Origin of the sequence: Pseudoselenomonas ruminantium, from assembly GCF_900142515.1 — a bacterium.
In the GTDB taxonomy this organism is placed as follows: Bacteria; Bacillota; Negativicutes; order Selenomonadales; family Selenomonadaceae; genus Selenomonas_A; species Selenomonas_A ruminantium_D.
Map to the genome: position 1 here is coordinate 1 of NZ_FRBC01000010.1, position 15,099 is coordinate 15,099.

At 48.0% G+C, this 15,099-nt stretch carries 18 protein-coding genes and 1 tRNA gene; 4 read left to right on the forward strand and 15 right to left on the reverse strand.

All coding sequences use genetic code 11. From position 1 onward, the window contains the following. Nucleotides 1–334, reverse strand: a 334-nt coding sequence (locus BUB68_RS06380) for an RNA-guided endonuclease InsQ/TnpB family protein (RefSeq protein ID WP_256625805.1), incomplete at its 3' end; no start/stop codon positions are given. A gap of 5 nt (nucleotides 335–339) precedes the next feature. Then, nucleotides 340–735, reverse strand: coding sequence for an IS200/IS605 family transposase (tnpA, locus tag BUB68_RS06385; protein ID WP_073089232.1), 396 nt, complete (start codon nucleotides 733–735; stop codon nucleotides 340–342). A gap of 304 nt (nucleotides 736–1,039) precedes the next feature. Here tnpA and BUB68_RS06390 point away from each other — a divergent pair, with 304 nt between their 5' ends. After that, nucleotides 1,040–1,255 carry an Ada metal-binding domain-containing protein gene (locus BUB68_RS06390; protein ID WP_073089234.1) on the forward strand — a complete coding sequence of 72 codons (216 nt, stop codon included), beginning with the start codon at nucleotides 1,040–1,042 and terminating at the stop codon, nucleotides 1,253–1,255. Between the two features lie 27 nt (nucleotides 1,256–1,282). Here the strand turns inward: BUB68_RS06390 and BUB68_RS06395 are convergent, their stop codons facing one another. The 3 genes from BUB68_RS06395 to BUB68_RS06405 are packed head-to-tail and all read right to left on the reverse strand — an operon-like array spanning nucleotide 1,283 to nucleotide 3,531. Further along, complete coding sequence (locus BUB68_RS06395) at nucleotides 1,283–1,945, reverse strand: cytochrome b/b6 domain-containing protein (RefSeq protein WP_073089236.1); 663 nt, start codon at nucleotides 1,943–1,945, stop codon at nucleotides 1,283–1,285. 14 nt (nucleotides 1,946–1,959) lie between these two features. After that, nucleotides 1,960–2,265 (reverse strand): iron hydrogenase small subunit, encoded by a 306-nt coding sequence (locus BUB68_RS06400; protein WP_073089238.1) that lies wholly within the window; start codon nucleotides 2,263–2,265, stop codon nucleotides 1,960–1,962. 12 nt (nucleotides 2,266–2,277) lie between these two features. Next, complete coding sequence (locus tag BUB68_RS06405) at nucleotides 2,278–3,531, reverse strand: [FeFe] hydrogenase, group A (RefSeq protein WP_073089240.1); 1,254 nt, start codon at nucleotides 3,529–3,531, stop codon at nucleotides 2,278–2,280. Nucleotides 3,532–3,876: 345 nt separating this feature from the next. On the opposite strand from BUB68_RS06405, the gene BUB68_RS06410 reads away from it, so the two are divergent. From BUB68_RS06410 to BUB68_RS06420, 3 genes are all read left to right on the forward strand, one after another. After that, nucleotides 3,877–4,197 carry a hypothetical protein gene (locus BUB68_RS06410; RefSeq protein ID WP_073089242.1) on the forward strand — a complete coding sequence of 107 codons (321 nt, stop codon included), beginning with the start codon at nucleotides 3,877–3,879 and terminating at the stop codon, nucleotides 4,195–4,197. A 398-nt stretch (nucleotides 4,198–4,595) separates the two neighbouring features. Beyond that, entirely contained in the window at nucleotides 4,596–4,877 is a 282-nt protein-coding gene (locus BUB68_RS06415; RefSeq protein ID WP_073089245.1) for a hypothetical protein, read from the forward strand. A gap of 195 nt (nucleotides 4,878–5,072) precedes the next feature. Continuing rightward, a complete protein-coding gene (locus BUB68_RS06420; protein ID WP_073089247.1) occupies nucleotides 5,073–5,567 on the forward strand; it encodes a hypothetical protein in 495 nt (164 codons plus the stop codon). Nucleotides 5,568–6,024: 457 nt separating this feature from the next. On the opposite strand, the gene BUB68_RS06425 is transcribed toward BUB68_RS06420, so the two are convergent. From BUB68_RS06425 to BUB68_RS06470, 10 genes are all read right to left on the reverse strand, one after another. Beyond that, nucleotides 6,025–6,111 (reverse strand) — tRNA-Leu (locus BUB68_RS06425). Between the two features lie 279 nt (nucleotides 6,112–6,390). Continuing rightward, entirely contained in the window at nucleotides 6,391–6,834 is a 444-nt protein-coding gene (locus BUB68_RS06430; protein WP_073089250.1) for a hypothetical protein, read from the reverse strand. A gap of 90 nt (nucleotides 6,835–6,924) precedes the next feature. Further along, nucleotides 6,925–8,013, reverse strand: coding sequence for an ABC transporter substrate-binding protein (locus BUB68_RS06435; protein ID WP_073089252.1), 1,089 nt, complete (start codon nucleotides 8,011–8,013; stop codon nucleotides 6,925–6,927). Further along, on the reverse strand, nucleotides 8,010–8,810 hold the full coding sequence (locus BUB68_RS06440; RefSeq protein ID WP_073089254.1) for an ABC transporter permease: 801 nt from the start codon (nucleotides 8,808–8,810) through the stop codon (nucleotides 8,010–8,012). The genes BUB68_RS06435 and BUB68_RS06440 overlap by 4 nt, the downstream gene beginning before the upstream one ends. Then, complete coding sequence (locus tag BUB68_RS06445; protein ID WP_073089256.1) at nucleotides 8,810–9,646, reverse strand: ABC transporter permease; 837 nt, start codon at nucleotides 9,644–9,646, stop codon at nucleotides 8,810–8,812. Before BUB68_RS06445 ends, BUB68_RS06440 begins: the two co-directional genes overlap by 1 nt. Next, a complete protein-coding gene (locus tag BUB68_RS06450) occupies nucleotides 9,639–10,709 on the reverse strand; it encodes an ABC transporter ATP-binding protein (RefSeq protein WP_073089259.1) in 1,071 nt (356 codons plus the stop codon). Before BUB68_RS06450 ends, BUB68_RS06445 begins: the two co-directional genes overlap by 8 nt. A 206-nt stretch (nucleotides 10,710–10,915) precedes the next feature. After that, entirely contained in the window at nucleotides 10,916–12,301 is a 1,386-nt protein-coding gene (locus BUB68_RS06455) for a pilus assembly protein TadG-related protein (RefSeq protein ID WP_081371891.1), read from the reverse strand. A gap of 19 nt (nucleotides 12,302–12,320) precedes the next feature. Then, the gene (locus tag BUB68_RS06460; protein WP_081371892.1) at nucleotides 12,321–13,259 is read right to left on the reverse strand and encodes a type II secretion system F family protein; all 939 of its coding nucleotides are present in this window, start codon (nucleotides 13,257–13,259) and stop codon (nucleotides 12,321–12,323) included. Further along, complete coding sequence (locus BUB68_RS06465) at nucleotides 13,259–14,650, reverse strand: TadA family conjugal transfer-associated ATPase (protein ID WP_073089264.1); 1,392 nt, start codon at nucleotides 14,648–14,650, stop codon at nucleotides 13,259–13,261. Before BUB68_RS06465 ends, BUB68_RS06460 begins: the two co-directional genes overlap by 1 nt. Next, on the reverse strand, nucleotides 14,651–15,094 hold the full coding sequence (locus BUB68_RS06470) for a TadE/TadG family type IV pilus assembly protein (protein ID WP_073089266.1): 444 nt from the start codon (nucleotides 15,092–15,094) through the stop codon (nucleotides 14,651–14,653). Nucleotides 15,095–15,099: the final 5 nt, after the last annotated feature.

Here is a 15,099-nt window from a genome sequence, read left to right on the forward strand (position 1 = left end):
TTTGGTTGTTCGTGGAATATGAGGAGTGGCCTGTTCTCTTTGACTTGAAGCGTGGCTTGCCAAAATGCTTCCTATTGTTCCAGAAATTGTTGTATGCCTTGTTCAGGTTCATCTGGGCATTGGCAAGAGCAAGGCTGTCAACCTCTTTCAGCCATGGGAATTCTTCCTTGTACTGTGCAGGGGTATTGTTCAGCTTCTTGCCAGTTTCCTTGTAATGGTCAAGGCGGTCTCCAAGCATTTTGTTATAGATGAATCTGGCACAGCCGAAGGTCTTGGCAAACATAATCTTCTGTTCAGTTGTTGGGTAGAGCCTGTATCGGTATGCCTTATTCACTATAATCACCTGCCTTGATTTTCTATGTATTTACGAATCGTCTCTATTGGAGCGCCACCTGTCGTCAGCAAACAATAGCTTCTTGACCAAAACATTTCCTTCCACAAATTACGCCTGACCTCTGGAAAATCTTTTTTGATTAGCCTAGAACTGGCACTCTTGTAAGCGTTGATGAATTTTGACATCTCTGTATTAGGATGAGCACGAAACATGATATGCACATGGTCTTGGTCATGGTTCCATTCTTCTAATGTGATGTTATAAGAAGAACCTATACGAACAAATATATCTTTTGCATATTGGCTCACCTGGTCGGAAAACACCTTACGGCGGTACTTTACTACTAGAACAAGATGATAATACAGCAAGAACACTGAATGGTTATTATTGTCTAATTCCATAGTATAATCAGCCCTTTCACTTCTACGACTGATTGTACCACAAAACTATCTACGGAGCAATCGTCTGGCTCAATTACTTACGTAAATTCGCCAGCCCCGCCTTCATCCCCCACCTAAGAGGTGGAGGCCTTCTGGCGTACTAGTTCTTCTACGCACATATCCAAAAACCTGCAAAAAAATAGCACCTTCGCACGAAGATGCTATCTGTCTTAACCCCCATTCCAACCTCAAATCAGGAGACAGGAGAATATACGACGAATATCGAATATATTTAAGGATATTTCATTTCAAGGAGGAATTTACTATGTTCAAAAAAATTGCCCTGGCAGTCCTTGCTGCTTTTTCGCTGACAATAGCTACCCCTGCAATGGCTACGGATTATCTTGGTAACCCCAAGTCCATGAAATTCCATTTCAGCACCTGCCGCACCATCAAACACCCGGAAAATTTTGTTCATTTCAACTCCCGCAGTGAAGCCGTTAATGCGGGCTATGCGGCCTGCAAGGTCTGTCATCCTTGATATTTGTTTTTTCCGTGCTCTATCCTCTTATGAAATCTTCTTCAGTTCTTCCTCCACCCACAGTTTATTATGATGTTCAGCTTCCTTCACCCGAATGGTCCCGTCACCGAACATGCTCTTGAATGCGGCCCAGTTATATATGCCCAAGGGGATATGTCCGCAAAATACGCACAGGGTCAGGAACAGCCCCACAATCAGGTGGGCCTTGTCTGCATAATAGGCAATCGCTTTTGGCACCAGCGGCAGGGCAAAGTACAAGATTGCCCCGCTGGCAATGATGATCAGCGTGCCAAAGAACACCAGTATGCCCATCATCTTCTGACCGGAATTCATCTTGCCCATAGGAGGCACATCAATCTCCTTGTTCAGCAGCATTTTCTGCGGGTAGCCGCCGCCCTTGGCCAACCAGATGATATCATCATTTTTCCAGGAGAAAAAAGCATCCCGCCAAAAGGCTGCCACCCGGTCTGAAGCCAGCAGGAAGAACAGCGTGCTGCCAATCATGAGAATCCAGGCACCTACGATATGTATCTGCATCGCCAGATGCATGCCCTCTGGCCCTAAAGGACGCAAAAAGAGGATTACGCCGGTGATTGCCGCCGGAATGAATCCCAGCACCAAACACCAATGGAACAGTCTGGAGGGCAGGGCATGTCTCAGGGCGACAGCATCTTCTGCAAACTTGCTCATCTTCTTCACCTCACTCACAATACCGTACGGTCATAATATCTCGTATGGAACAATTCTTCTGCCAGATGGCCCATGGGTTTGCCTGCCCACGTTTCATACATCTTCATCAAGCTCTTGTTGTTGTGGCTCTGGCGCACGGCCTGTTTCTCATCATCCTTATAAAGTCCTGCTGTGCGCATCCTTATGTATTTGTTCCGGTCTGCCACCAAGTCAGTTACGGCGAAAGCTCCAGTCCAGAGCATTGCGGCGGCGATACCCAGCATGCCGATAAACTCCCGCCGGGTAACCGTTATCGCCTTTTCCACATAATCGTACTTCATTGTGCTCCTCCTTTAATTCCATGGCATGATGGCCTTGAATCCGCTCGTCCATGAGGTGCCCATGGGGTTGATGGGCTGGCCGCCGCCATTGACGCAGCCGCCGGGGCAGTTCATGACCTCGATGAAATGGTAGGGGGATTTCCCCGCTTCAATCTCCTGGATAAGTGGTTCCACATTCTTCGTGCCGTGCACCACAGCCACCTTCAATTCGATTTCCCGACCGTCCTTGAGCTTTAAGGGAACCGCTGCGGATTTAACCGCCTCCAGACCTCTCACAGGCATGAAGTTCAGCTCCTGCAGCTCTTCCCCCGTGAGCACGAAATAGGCCGTGCGCAGGGCCGCTTCCATAACGCCGCCGGTGTTGCCGAAAATCGTGCCGGCACCGCTGTACTCAGCCAGCGGATTGTCGCTTTCCGTAATGGGCTCAACCTTTTTCAGGTCAATGTTGAGATCCTTCAGCAGCCGGGCCAGATCCCGGGTGGTAAGCACCACATCCGTATCCTGATAGGTTGCCGTGTGCCCCCGCTTCTTCCAGTAATCAGCCGCCGATGTGAATTCGGGGCGGGAAGCCTCGTATTTCTTGGCCGTACAGGGATAAACACCCACACAGTAGATATTCTCCGGCTCCGTATGCCAGACTTCCGTAGCTCCGTAAATCTTAGCCACGGGGCCAGCCATGCCCTGCGGGGATTTGGCCGAGGATAGGTGCTTGGTCAGCTTTGGATGGTAAAGTTCCATATAGCGCACCCATGCCGGACAGCAGGAAGTGAATTGGGGCAATGGCCCCAGTTCATGCTCGGACGGCTCACCCAGAACATACTTCTTGATTTTCTCCACCAGCTCGGTGCCCTCTTCCATAATGGTATTATCCGCCGCAAAGTTCACGTCCATGATCTTGAAGCCCGCCTGCTTGAGGGCGCCGTACATTTCCTCCGTCAGCAGCTTGCCCGGCTCAATGCCGAACTCCTCTCCCAAAGCCACCCGGACGGCAGGGGCGACGGTAGCCACCACCGTGGTCTCCTTGTCTGCCAGCTTCTTTTTGACAGCCGGCACCGCATCGGCCATGTCCTCGATAGCCCCAAAGGGACAATTCACCAGGCACTGGCCGCATTGCAGGCACTTTTCCCCATCAATCTCATGGGTTGCACCGTAAGCCCCGTTAATGGCATCCGTGGGGCAAAAGGATTTGCAGGAATCACACCCCTTGCAAATCTCTGGGTTGATCTTGATGATTCCCTGCAGCTCGTCTGCTCGATAAGTGCTCATATCATCTCTCCTCCTAAAATATAATACATCCCGCTATAAAATCTCCGCCTGATAGGCGGTAATTTCCCCATTCATCGTCAGACAAAATATTGTCAAACTAATCATACTATATTTATTTTTCACACACAACCCCCTAGGGGGATATGATTTTAGAATTTTCTCATTTATTATTTCATAATCAAAAGTTATCAGAAATATTATTTATTATTTCATAATTTTCTTTTATAAAAAGCAGGATACACCGAAAAAATGGAGAATCCTATTACATGTCGAAAGAGGAACACTCCTTCAACAAATCTTATACGCAGGCAAGGAGTGATGTATTTCTTTTTAGGAGGGATCATTATGGCAAACCAAAACGAAACAGAGACAACAAAGCCGCTCAGCGGCGGCGAATTGGCAGGCATGGCCCTGCTGGGAACCCTGGCCTTTCTCTTCACACCATTGGCCAGCCTGCTGAACAGGCACAAAAAAATCAGCATACTGACCATGGCATCTGTCGTGATTATGGCAAGCGTGTTTGGATGCACCTCCGTATTCATGCAGCTGCTGGTAGGCGCAACGATTCTGGCTGCAATAATGTGGGCCGTAGTAATCAGCTTTGCAGCCCTTTACGAACACGAGGATAAAGTCCATCACCATATATTTGCCCATGCCCACAAGTAAAAGCAAATAAACACGCAAGCGCCGTGCATCGTATGTATCGCGAATCATACGAATGCACGGCGCTTATATATTTGCATCAGACAAACGGGAAGTCCTATACATTCCACTAAATCAGTTGAGCCTTCTGAAATAGTTGCTGGAATGCATCGATTTGACTATATTATAAAGACAATCAAAGATACGCACAAGCTCCCCTGGGGGATAAAATTTATTTTCCATACATCTCAACAAAATTTAATTTAAATTTAATTGTACAATAATCTAGTTTTAATTTCATCAACCAAAGCCATGATAGATGTTTATTTTATAAATCAATTTCTAATAATTTGCTCATAATTTATTCAATGATTATAATGGTAAATGGAATAGTTCATCAATATCTTTGGGGAGGAATTTTCATGGAAACAGTAAACACAGCACAGCAACCGATACAGGTAGTCGTGGCAAAGTCGGAAAAAAGCATCGGCCTCGCCGTGGTCTTGACCGCTATCTTTGGACCGCTGGGGCTCTTTTATTCGTCCATTATTGGCGGTTTTGTGATGTTGGCCGTGTCCTTTGTAGTGGGCTTGATCACTTTAGGTTTTGGCCTTATCGTGACCTGGCCAACCTGCATCTTCTGGGCGTATATGGCTACCAAACGCTATAATGCAAAACTCGCCGCAGACTCCGTGGCCATGTAAATATTCTCAAGGACAGCCTGCGCATTAAGGAAAATCGTCCAGCAGTCAAAATGACCTGTCAAATATTGACAGGTCATTTTTTATGAAGGGAAAGATTCTGAGAATGTTTAATCTTAATTTAATCTTTCGTCATTATAATGATAGTGAGTCGTTATATAATATAAACCGTGATTCTATCAACAAAGAGGAACAGAAATGCAGGAAATAAAGAGGTTGGGGCGACTGGCTTTGAAATTGGTGGCCATAGTCCTTCTTGTGCTATTTATAAAAGAAATCGTGCTCTATCATACATATTTGGATCTCTCTCAAAGCTATCGGCAGGTAGACAATTATGAAGGCATTGTATTCAAGAATAACTACACAAAAACTGCTTATAAACGCTGCTTTTGGGGTATAAAAAAAACAGCGGATGCAATCGCTGATTTTGACCGACACGGAGATGGCGGTTATAATGGTGAAACCTATAAAAAATTAACCGCGGTCATCGACGATACCGGTCATTTAGGCACCTGGGCCTCCTCCCCTGATGGGACAAAAATAGTTTACAGCGAAGGCCATGTTATTGACGAATTGGAACCTACTTACATAAGATATGTTGACTTCAAAGTTTTAGATCTGCAAAGTAACTCCATAACGGTGATATTCACTGCCCCGGCCAAAGAAGCCTCTTTAGGATTGGAATGGCAGTAAAAAACAGCGACAGGTTCACATTGCAACCTGCCGCTACTTTTAAGTTAGCGTAAAGAAACAAGCTGTCATCTGCTTATTGACACATGTGTTATACTGAGTCGGTTCGGAATGCACCGTCACTTTCACATACGCGTACCAAGTCAATACAAAGAAGCTCATTCTATTTCAACTGTGCTGCCTGGTCACGGCGGAATTTTTCTGCTTTTCCATACGACCGTTTGGCTACTTCGTCCTTGGTGAACACATCCTCCATCTCCATCACTTCTTGGATTGCCGCTTTGCTGGCAGTATTTCTGCCAGTTCCTCATCGGGATGTACTAGGGACAGCAAACCAGAGAGAGTACGTGTATTTAATAAAACCAATCAAAATCTGGTGGCTGTAAACGTGGCTGTAAAACATCCCTCATAATACAACAAAAAAGCCCCATGAAAACCTCATGGAGCCTTTAATTTCAAGTGGTGCCGGCGATCGGACTTGAACCGATACGTTGTTGCCAACGGCAGATTTTGAGTCTGCTGCGTCTGCCAATTCCGCCACGCCGGCGTTAACAACTTATTCGTTGCTGACAAGAAATATATTATCAGATATGTATATACTTGTCAAACATTTTTTTATAAAATATCCTATTTTATATTTTCATCCTTGATCTGAGACCCCCACTATACAAAAACAGTTGAGCCCTTAGAATCCAATCAAGCATGGAACTCTAAAAAGGACATCAACTGTTTTGGATAGTATCCCACCTTTAACCATTATCATCTGCCAGAAAATCCAACAAAATCTCACGGTATTAAAACGGGGATCGTTTCGCGATTTTCTACCTTACCAAATTTCCTTCATCCAGCCACGATAATTTTCTTCCAGGAATTTGATCAGTACATCAAACATGCCATAGATCTCATCCCCCAACTGCGCGAAATTCTCTTCTTCTGTACCAGGTGTCAGCAGGCATACATCGAGAATCAAGGCACCTGACTGGTCAAAATAAAGTTTGAAGGGTTTGAACTTCATATTCTGTTCACTGATCAGACGCAGCACAGCCAGCTCGTTTTCTTCCGTGCGGGCTTGTGGGGAAATCTGCACTCGAATCATGGAGAACACGCTATCATCTAAAAGTACCAGCGTGGGCAATTGCTGACCTTCCACCACCACATGTGAACGATACACTACCGTATGTTGCGCATCATCGGCAATCTCCTCCACCTGAAATGCTTCGATTTTTTTCTCTTCCAGATATTTGCTGAAAACTTCGGCTTTGATATTCATAAAAAAACAGCTCCTTTGTTCTTGGATATATATCTATGATATATATTATTCCACAAAGAAACTGTTTTTCCTCTATACGAATTTACTTTACTAGTCTACTTTTACCTGCAGCCAGAGTTTTGTATAAAGCTTATCCAAAGCTTCGCCTAAATAGCTGTAGGATTCCTGGCCCTTATAGACCTCTTCCGGCGGGAAGGCAACCTCGACGTACTCGCCCAGATCTTCTTCTACCTCATCCCGCACCGTAGTATTCGGCGTGGAATAGCCCAGTTCCTCGAAGTTGGCCGCGGCAATATCGGTACGGCACATGAAGTCGATGAACTTATGCGCATTTTCCACGTGACGGGCATTCTTCGGAATCACCCAGCTGTCGATCCAGACATTCGTGCCTTCTTTCGGCGCAGGCTGGAAGCGAAGATTCGGATTGGACTTCATGAGCTTGATGGCTTCGCCGGAGAATATAACGCCCAGAGCCGCCTCACCGGAGCTCAGCTTGTCGCGGATATCATCCACGCCATAGGCCTGAACCAGAGGTTTCTGTTGAATCAGCAGATCGCGGGCTGCCTGCAGCTCCGCCTCATTGGTGGTATTCATGGAATAGCCCAGCATCCGCAGAGGGATCATGATGGCATCCCGGGCCGAATCCTGCATCAGGATATTATCCTTGTATTTCTCGTCCCAAAGGATTTTCCAACTATCCACAGGCTCCTGCACCATCTTCGTATTATACATGATGCCCACAGTGCCCCAGCAATAAGGAACACTGTATTTGCCTTCACGGTCAAACATCTTGGACTGTTCAAAGAAATCCTGACCGATATTCTTCCGCGCATTGGGCAGCTGGCTGAAATCCAACGGCTGCAACAGATCATTATGAATCAGCTTATTGATCATATAATCGGAAGGACAGAGCACATCATAGGCCTCAGCCCCTTCGGCAATGCGGGGATACATGCTTTCATTGGTGTCGTATTCATCGAGCACCACCTTGATTCCTGTTTCATCCTCAAACTGCTTGATGGCATCTTCACTGAGATAATCGCCCCAGCTATAGACATAGAGCACATCAGCGCCCTCGTCCTCCTCTTCGGCAAACATATCGCAGCCGGTCATCACGAAAGTCGACAATACCAGCAGTGTCAGCAACAGGGAACGCAGGTATTTATGTAAAAACTTCATGCTTCCTGCCCTCTTTTCTCCGCCTGCCGATAACGGTTGATCACCTTGTAGTTCAGCATCAGCAAGGCTGTAAACGCCAGCACACCACAGAAGAACAGGGTGGACAAGGCATACATTTCCGGATGCACGCCCAGTTTCAGCTCCGCATAGATTTCCGTGGTCAACGTCTCAATGCCTGCACCCTTTGTAAAGTAGGTCACGATGAAATCATCGGCACTCATGGCAAAGGACAGCAGGAACGCCGCGATGATGCCCGGCATCAGCTCCGGCAGGATGACCTTGCGGAATGCCTGAACAGGTGTCGCACCCAAATCCCGGGCTGCTTCATACCAGACATTGTCCATGGCCAGTACCTGCGGCAGGATGCAGAGCATCGCATAAGGCAGGCTGATGACGATATGGGCCAGCAGGATGGTATCATAACCAAGTTTCAGACCCAATCCCAAAAAGAGCAGCATCAGCGAAATGCCGGTAACGATATCGGCATTAAGCAGGGGGACATTGGCCAGCCCCCGCAGGAGCATCCGGCTCTGCCGCCCCATCTGCCGCATGCCCAGAGCTGTAATCAGCGCCAGGTTTGTCGCCAGCAAGGCCGAAGTCACGCCAATGGTTAGCGTGTTGGAAAAGGCATTGAGGATATCTTCGCTCTCCAGCAGCTTTTCATACCATTCCCAGGTAAAGCCCGTCCACTGCCCGCGATAGCGGCTGGCATTGAAAGATTGGGCAATCAGCACCACGATGGGTGCATAGAGGAACGCTACGATGATGCCGAGATAGGTGTTCTTGATTTTCTGCATTATGGCCTTGCTCCCTTCTTCGCCTGCTCGCCATTATCGTTAAAGGCTTCCAGCAGGATATTCAGGATGATGAAGACCATCAGCACCATGGACAGCGCACTGCCCAGCTGCCAGTCATAGGCCGCCGTAAATTCCTGTTCAATGATATTGCCGACCAGCAGTACCTTGTTGCCGCCCAGCAGGGCACTGATGACAAATGTCGTCAATGCCGGAATGAATACCATGGTGGAACCGCTGACAATGCCCGGCATAGACAGAGGCAGCAGCACCCGCCGCAAGGTCTGGTAATGATTGGCGCCCAGGTCCCGGGCTGCCTCGATGATGCTGGCGTCAATGCGGTTGATGGCCACATAGAGAGGCAGTACCATATAGGGCAGGAAATTATACACCATGCCGATGATGATGGCCAATGGCGTATTGATGATATGTACTTCCGGCAGTCCTATCGCCTGCAGGAACATATTGACGATACCATGCTTTTCCAGGATTGTCTGCCAGGCCATGGTAGTCAGCAGGGAGTTCATCCACAAGGGCAACAGGAACAGCACAAAGACCAGCAGACCCCGGCTTTTCTTGCGTTCCCGCAAAATCAGACACAAGGGATAGGCCAGCACCAGGCAGATAAACGTGCTGATCAAGGCCAACTCCACAGAAAGGCCCAGTGCCTTCAGGTATTCCCATTGCAGTACCGTCTGCAAATGCTCCAGGGTAAAACCGCCCGCCTCGGCCTTCAGCCCATTCCAGAGGACGAAGAACAGCGGCAGGACGATAAACAAGATGGACCACAGGCCAAAGGGCAGCGCCAGGAAGCGTTGGGTAGACAGACGCTCATTCATCGCTCACGGCCTCCTCGTCTTCCGACTCAGGTTTCGCCATGATCTGGATGTTGGATGCCGCCAATCTTATGCCGACCTCCTTGCCCTGCTCATGCCCCGTGATGGTCTGCACCAGCCATTCAAAGCCGCCGGCTTCGATGGTGATATCATAGACCGTGCCCTTGAAGATTACCTGCTTGATGCGTCCCGTGAACTGGCCTTCTGCCGGCGCACAGATCTGGATATCCTCCGGACGGATCTGCACGTCTACTGGTACATTCTCGCCAAAGCCCGTGTTGATGCAGGGGATGTCCTTGCCCAAAAGGTGCACGAGCTTGTCCCGCACCATGATGCCGTCAATGATATTGCTGTCACCGATAAAGTCGGCTACGAAGGCATTCTCCGGCTCATTATACACGTTCTCTGGCGTGCCAATCTGCTGAATCCAGCCCTGATTCATGACCACCACCGTGTCCGACATGGACAGGGCTTCTTCCTGATCATGGGTAACAAATACAAAGGTAATGCCCAGTTCTCGCTTGATCTTCACCAGTTCCCGCTGCATATTCTGCCGCAGCTTCAAGTCTAAAGCCGATAACGGCTCATCCAGGAGCAGTACCTTCGGCTCATTGACAATCGCCCGGGCAATAGCAATACGCTGCTGCTGGCCACCAGACATCTGGGTAACCCGGGCATGCTCATAGCCATCCAGATTCACCAGTTTCAGGGCATATTTTATCTTATCGCGAATGTAACTTGCACTCTTTCCCTTGAGTTTCAAACCAAAGGCGATATTTTCCGCCACGTCCATATGGGAGAACAGTGAATACTTCTGAAACACCGTATTGACCTGCCGCTTTTCCGGCTGAAGGTTGGTTATATCCTGACCGTCAAACCAGATCTTGCCACTGTCCGGTGTCTCAAAGCCGCCAATCAGGCGCAAGATTGTGGTCTTACCACAGCCCGACGGCCCCAAAAGGGTTACAAATTCATTCTCGTGAATCGTTAAATCCAGGTCTTCCAAGATTTTCCGACCATCATAGCTTTTGTTGACGCGTTCAAGACGCAAAAGTTCTTTTTCCATTCATCGTCCCTTTTCTTATTCTGTATTTGCGCAACAGGGCGCAGAAGCTGCTGGCATCCACCTCTTGTCCTGCCAACAGCTTGCGATAACCATCATAGCATATTTAATAAGAAAAATCTATAAAAAAAGCCCCCCTGACGGGGGCAACTCCTGCTAATATACCACTATCCCAATCGCATGATCCGTCAAACACGCATCACGCTTGATCAATCCCACTGAATCCCTGTTGGCGAAGATACTAATGCTATGCCATCTGCATTATTCTTTCCGCCGCCAGCAGCACCACTATCTTTTCCCATATAGTCCTTATATTTATAGGCACTATAATTTCCCCTCAAGGTAATCGAATCCCCTACAATCGTCCCGATGAATGTGCTTCTATCCGCATTCACAAGGATTCCGTTCTCTGTAAGGCTATACGGCGCATAGATCACACCCTTGAACGTGTGCCCGCCCAGCGCTAAATTGATATATGACCGATGATTATTGTCACCAGCAACGCAGATGATCAACGGACGGCCTGTATCCGCATTCAGATTTATATTGATCGTGCTTACACCCGCTTCTATGTATATGTATATGGGCTTGTCACTGTCCCCCAGGCTTTTGTCCACGTTAAGATTCCAACTGGGAATCCTGCCATCCGCATTGGATACGCGAACGATATCCTGATGGAACAAGGAATTGCTGGTACTTGCATTCTGATCCGTCGGCTTATTGGATGTCTCTTTCGTTTTTTGATCCATATAGTCGTAGAATGCCTTGAAATCATAATTATAATACTCTGCCTTGCTCCAATATCCGTCTTTCAACGTGCCATCGCTGGCAAACCCGGCTTTCTGGGATTCATCATCCTTCATCAGATCCCCGATATCATGGCTGAGATTATACTCCTGTCCCTTACTGGTAAAAAAACGATCCAGCTCACCATGCATGCTGTAGATAAGGGACTTATAACGATAACTAGGATTGTTTACGCCATCCCCTTTCGTATAGGCAATCCTGCCATCATATATGGTTCGGATGAGATCCTTCGCATCATGATCACGCCTATCTTTGGCCAATTTTTCCGGATGTTCTATTGCATTGACCGCATCAAACCGCTCTTTGAAAATAAACATATTATTGAATGCGCCGCCATTGCCTTCCCCATTTATTGCCGCCACACCAGTCACAGTTACGGCAAAAGTCCCATCACCATAAAAATGACGCAAAAAATATAAAGGTACTTTTTTTACCAGTTTCACCCGGTAATAAGTAAAATTCTCTTTTTTCCTGGCCTTAAATGTTTTTTCTGCCAGTTGTTCCAGCGGATCGAGATTATGGTATTCTCCCTGTATGTATTGTGCCGCCATCTTGTCCGCATTTGGATGTGCCCCTTCTGTTTCGTTCTTTTCCGCATATTTATGCGCTCCGGCTACGGCCGCTGCATCTGCAGCATTCTGCAGGCGGCTGTATTGAACATAGATATTCCCTATATCTACAGCTAACCCCACCCCCGTAATGATCAGGGGCAGCAGCAAGGCTGTGAATAATAAGATGGCGCCTTGCTGGCGCCATCTTATCGACATGTGGTTCCTGTATTTTGACATGACACGTCCTCCTGCCTGATTACATATTTTTCATCAAGAACAATATGGTGGGCACTAATGTTACGACAAACAGGGCGGGGAAAATGAAAATAACCAGCGGAAAGACTATTTTTACCGGCGCCCGCAAGGCCTTGGCTTTTACATATTGCCGGCGGCGCTCCCGAATATTATCGGCCTGATTCTTCAAGGTCTTGCTCATACTCGTTCCTAAGCGTTCAGCTTGAATGATGGACGTCATGAACAGGGCCACATCCTGCACCTCACAACGGCTTGCCAGATTTTTCATGGCCGTACGGCGCACCATGCCCATGCGGATATCCTCCTGCAGCCGCTTGCATTCACTGACCAGGGCGCCCCGCATGCGGGCCGTAATCTTGCTTAACGCCGCATCAAAGGAAAGGCCTGCCTGCACACTGACACACAATAAATCCAAAATTTCCGGCAGCTGCCGGGAAATTTCCTCCTGTCTTTTCTGTATCATGATATTCAGGCACACCACCGGCATCATCCCGCCCAAAAGGCCGCCCAGCAGAATGAACATCACCTTTTGAATCCAAAGATGATTGCTATCCCCCACCAGCAGGAACATAACGCCACACATGGACAAAACACCCAGCAAACAGATCAGCATAAATTGTGGTGCCGTACATTCATCGGCTTTTCCCGCCAGAACCAGACGCTTTTCCAGCAGCCCTCTCAGCTGCTCAGGCGCTAACCGGCTCATGGATTCCGCAATATGTGTGCCTGCCGGCTTCACCACACGCTCCATAAAGGGAATCTCATGCCGCTTTCGCTGTGCTTCTCTGTCCGGGGAAATATTTTCCGGTGAAAGATCCTGTTCCAACGCCAAAATCCGCTGCCGCACCGTGGTATGGGCCAGAACCGTCTTGCGAACAATAGCAAAAAGAAGCAAAAAAACCGTAAACGAAACCGCTACAGAGAATAATAAGATCAACATCAGAACATGCCCCTTCTATCATCCGGCTGGATTGCAAAAAAATCATCCGGCAATTCTACATCATTAACTTCAAATCTTTCCATGAAGCTTGGCTTCAGCCCAGTAGACAAGAAACGTCCGACAGGTTTTCCATTTTCATCATACCCCTGTTGCTGATAGCGGAAAATATCCTGCATGGTAATGGTATTTCCCTCCATATGCTGAATCTCTGTCACATGTGTGATTTTGCGGCTGCCATCCCGCATACGGGATTGTTGGATAACCAGATCAATAGCCGATGAGATCTGTTCTCTTATCGCTCGTACCGGCAATTCCAGCCCCGACATCAGCACCATGGTCTCCAAGCGGGACAGCGCATCCCGGGGACTGTTGGCATGTGCCGTGGTCAGTGAGCCATCATGCCCAGTATTCATGGCCTGCAGCATGTCCAAGGCCTCACCGGAGCGCACCTCACCCACGATGATCCGGTCTGGTCTCATACGCAGTGCATTGCGCACTAAATCACGGATAGAGATCTGCCCTTCCCCTTCGATATTCGCCGGTCTGGCCTCCAAGGTCACCACATGCTCCTGTTGCAGGCGCAATTCCGCCGCATCTTCAATCGTCACAATGCGTTCTTCTTCCGGAATAAAGGAAGAAATCACATTCAGTGTCGTTGTTTTACCAGAACCTGTGCCGCCGGATACAAGAATATTAATTCTGGCCTCGACACAAGCCCGTAAAAACTTCGCCATCTTTTCATCCAAAGTGCCATAGTCAATAAGGTTATCCACCGTCAATGGCTTTCTGGAAAATTTGCGGATCGTTATCGCCGGGCCAACCAGAGACAGCGGCGGAATGATGATATTCACGCGGCTGCCATCCTCCAGGCGGGCATCCACCAAGGGTGAGGATTCATCAATCCGGCGTCCCAAGGGCGTCAGGATGCGCTCTGCAATATTCATGATATGGGCATTATCATGAAACTGCACATCTGTACGTTCCAACTTTCCCCTGCGCTCTATGAATACTTTTTTCGGACCATTGACCATGATTTCCGTAATGCTGTCATCCTGCAGCAACGGCTCAATGGGGCCTAACCCCAGCATCTCATCCCGGATGTCGGCAATCAGCCGCGTTTTTTCCCCACGGGGAACAGCCAGCGTCTCCGAATCCAGGATACGCTGGCAATAGCGGGTAATGATTTCCTCTACTTTGTGCGGGTCCTGGTGGAGGCTCGACAGCATAGCCTGCTCAGCAGGCGCTATTTCATCAATAATGCGTTGATGAAGCCGATGTTTTACTTCCTGATAGGATTCCTCCGCTAAATCCTGTGTCTCCTCCTGGGCAGTAAATATCTTTACCTGCCGGTTTTGCCCGTTCTTACGCCCCAGACGTGTCAGCAAAGACATTCAATTCCCTCCCGCATTTGGCTTATATTCACTATACACTGTATAGGTTACCGTCATCTTCAATCCCTTATCATCAGCAAAACCAGCTAATTTTGCCAAGGATAAACCAGTTTCATCATTTAACCTTGCCTGCAAGGTGACCACTACATTCGGTTTTTTATACTCAATCCAGAAATCCTCTTGTTTCTGTGCATCCCATGTAAATATCGCAGCCGGCAGCTTGACATCCTTATATTGCTGCCGAATCTCTTTATAGTTATCTGTATATTGTTTTTCTTCCTTTACGATAGACGCCTCCCGCGCACTGCTGCGCGCCAGGCTGCTAAGGCTTAGATAATCAGCCATGATCATACCGGCATAGAAGATAAAGAAAAACATGAGGAAAAACAAAGGCAGAGTAATTGCAAACTCAACCATGGATTGTCCTCGCTGTAAGTTCTGCATACCCT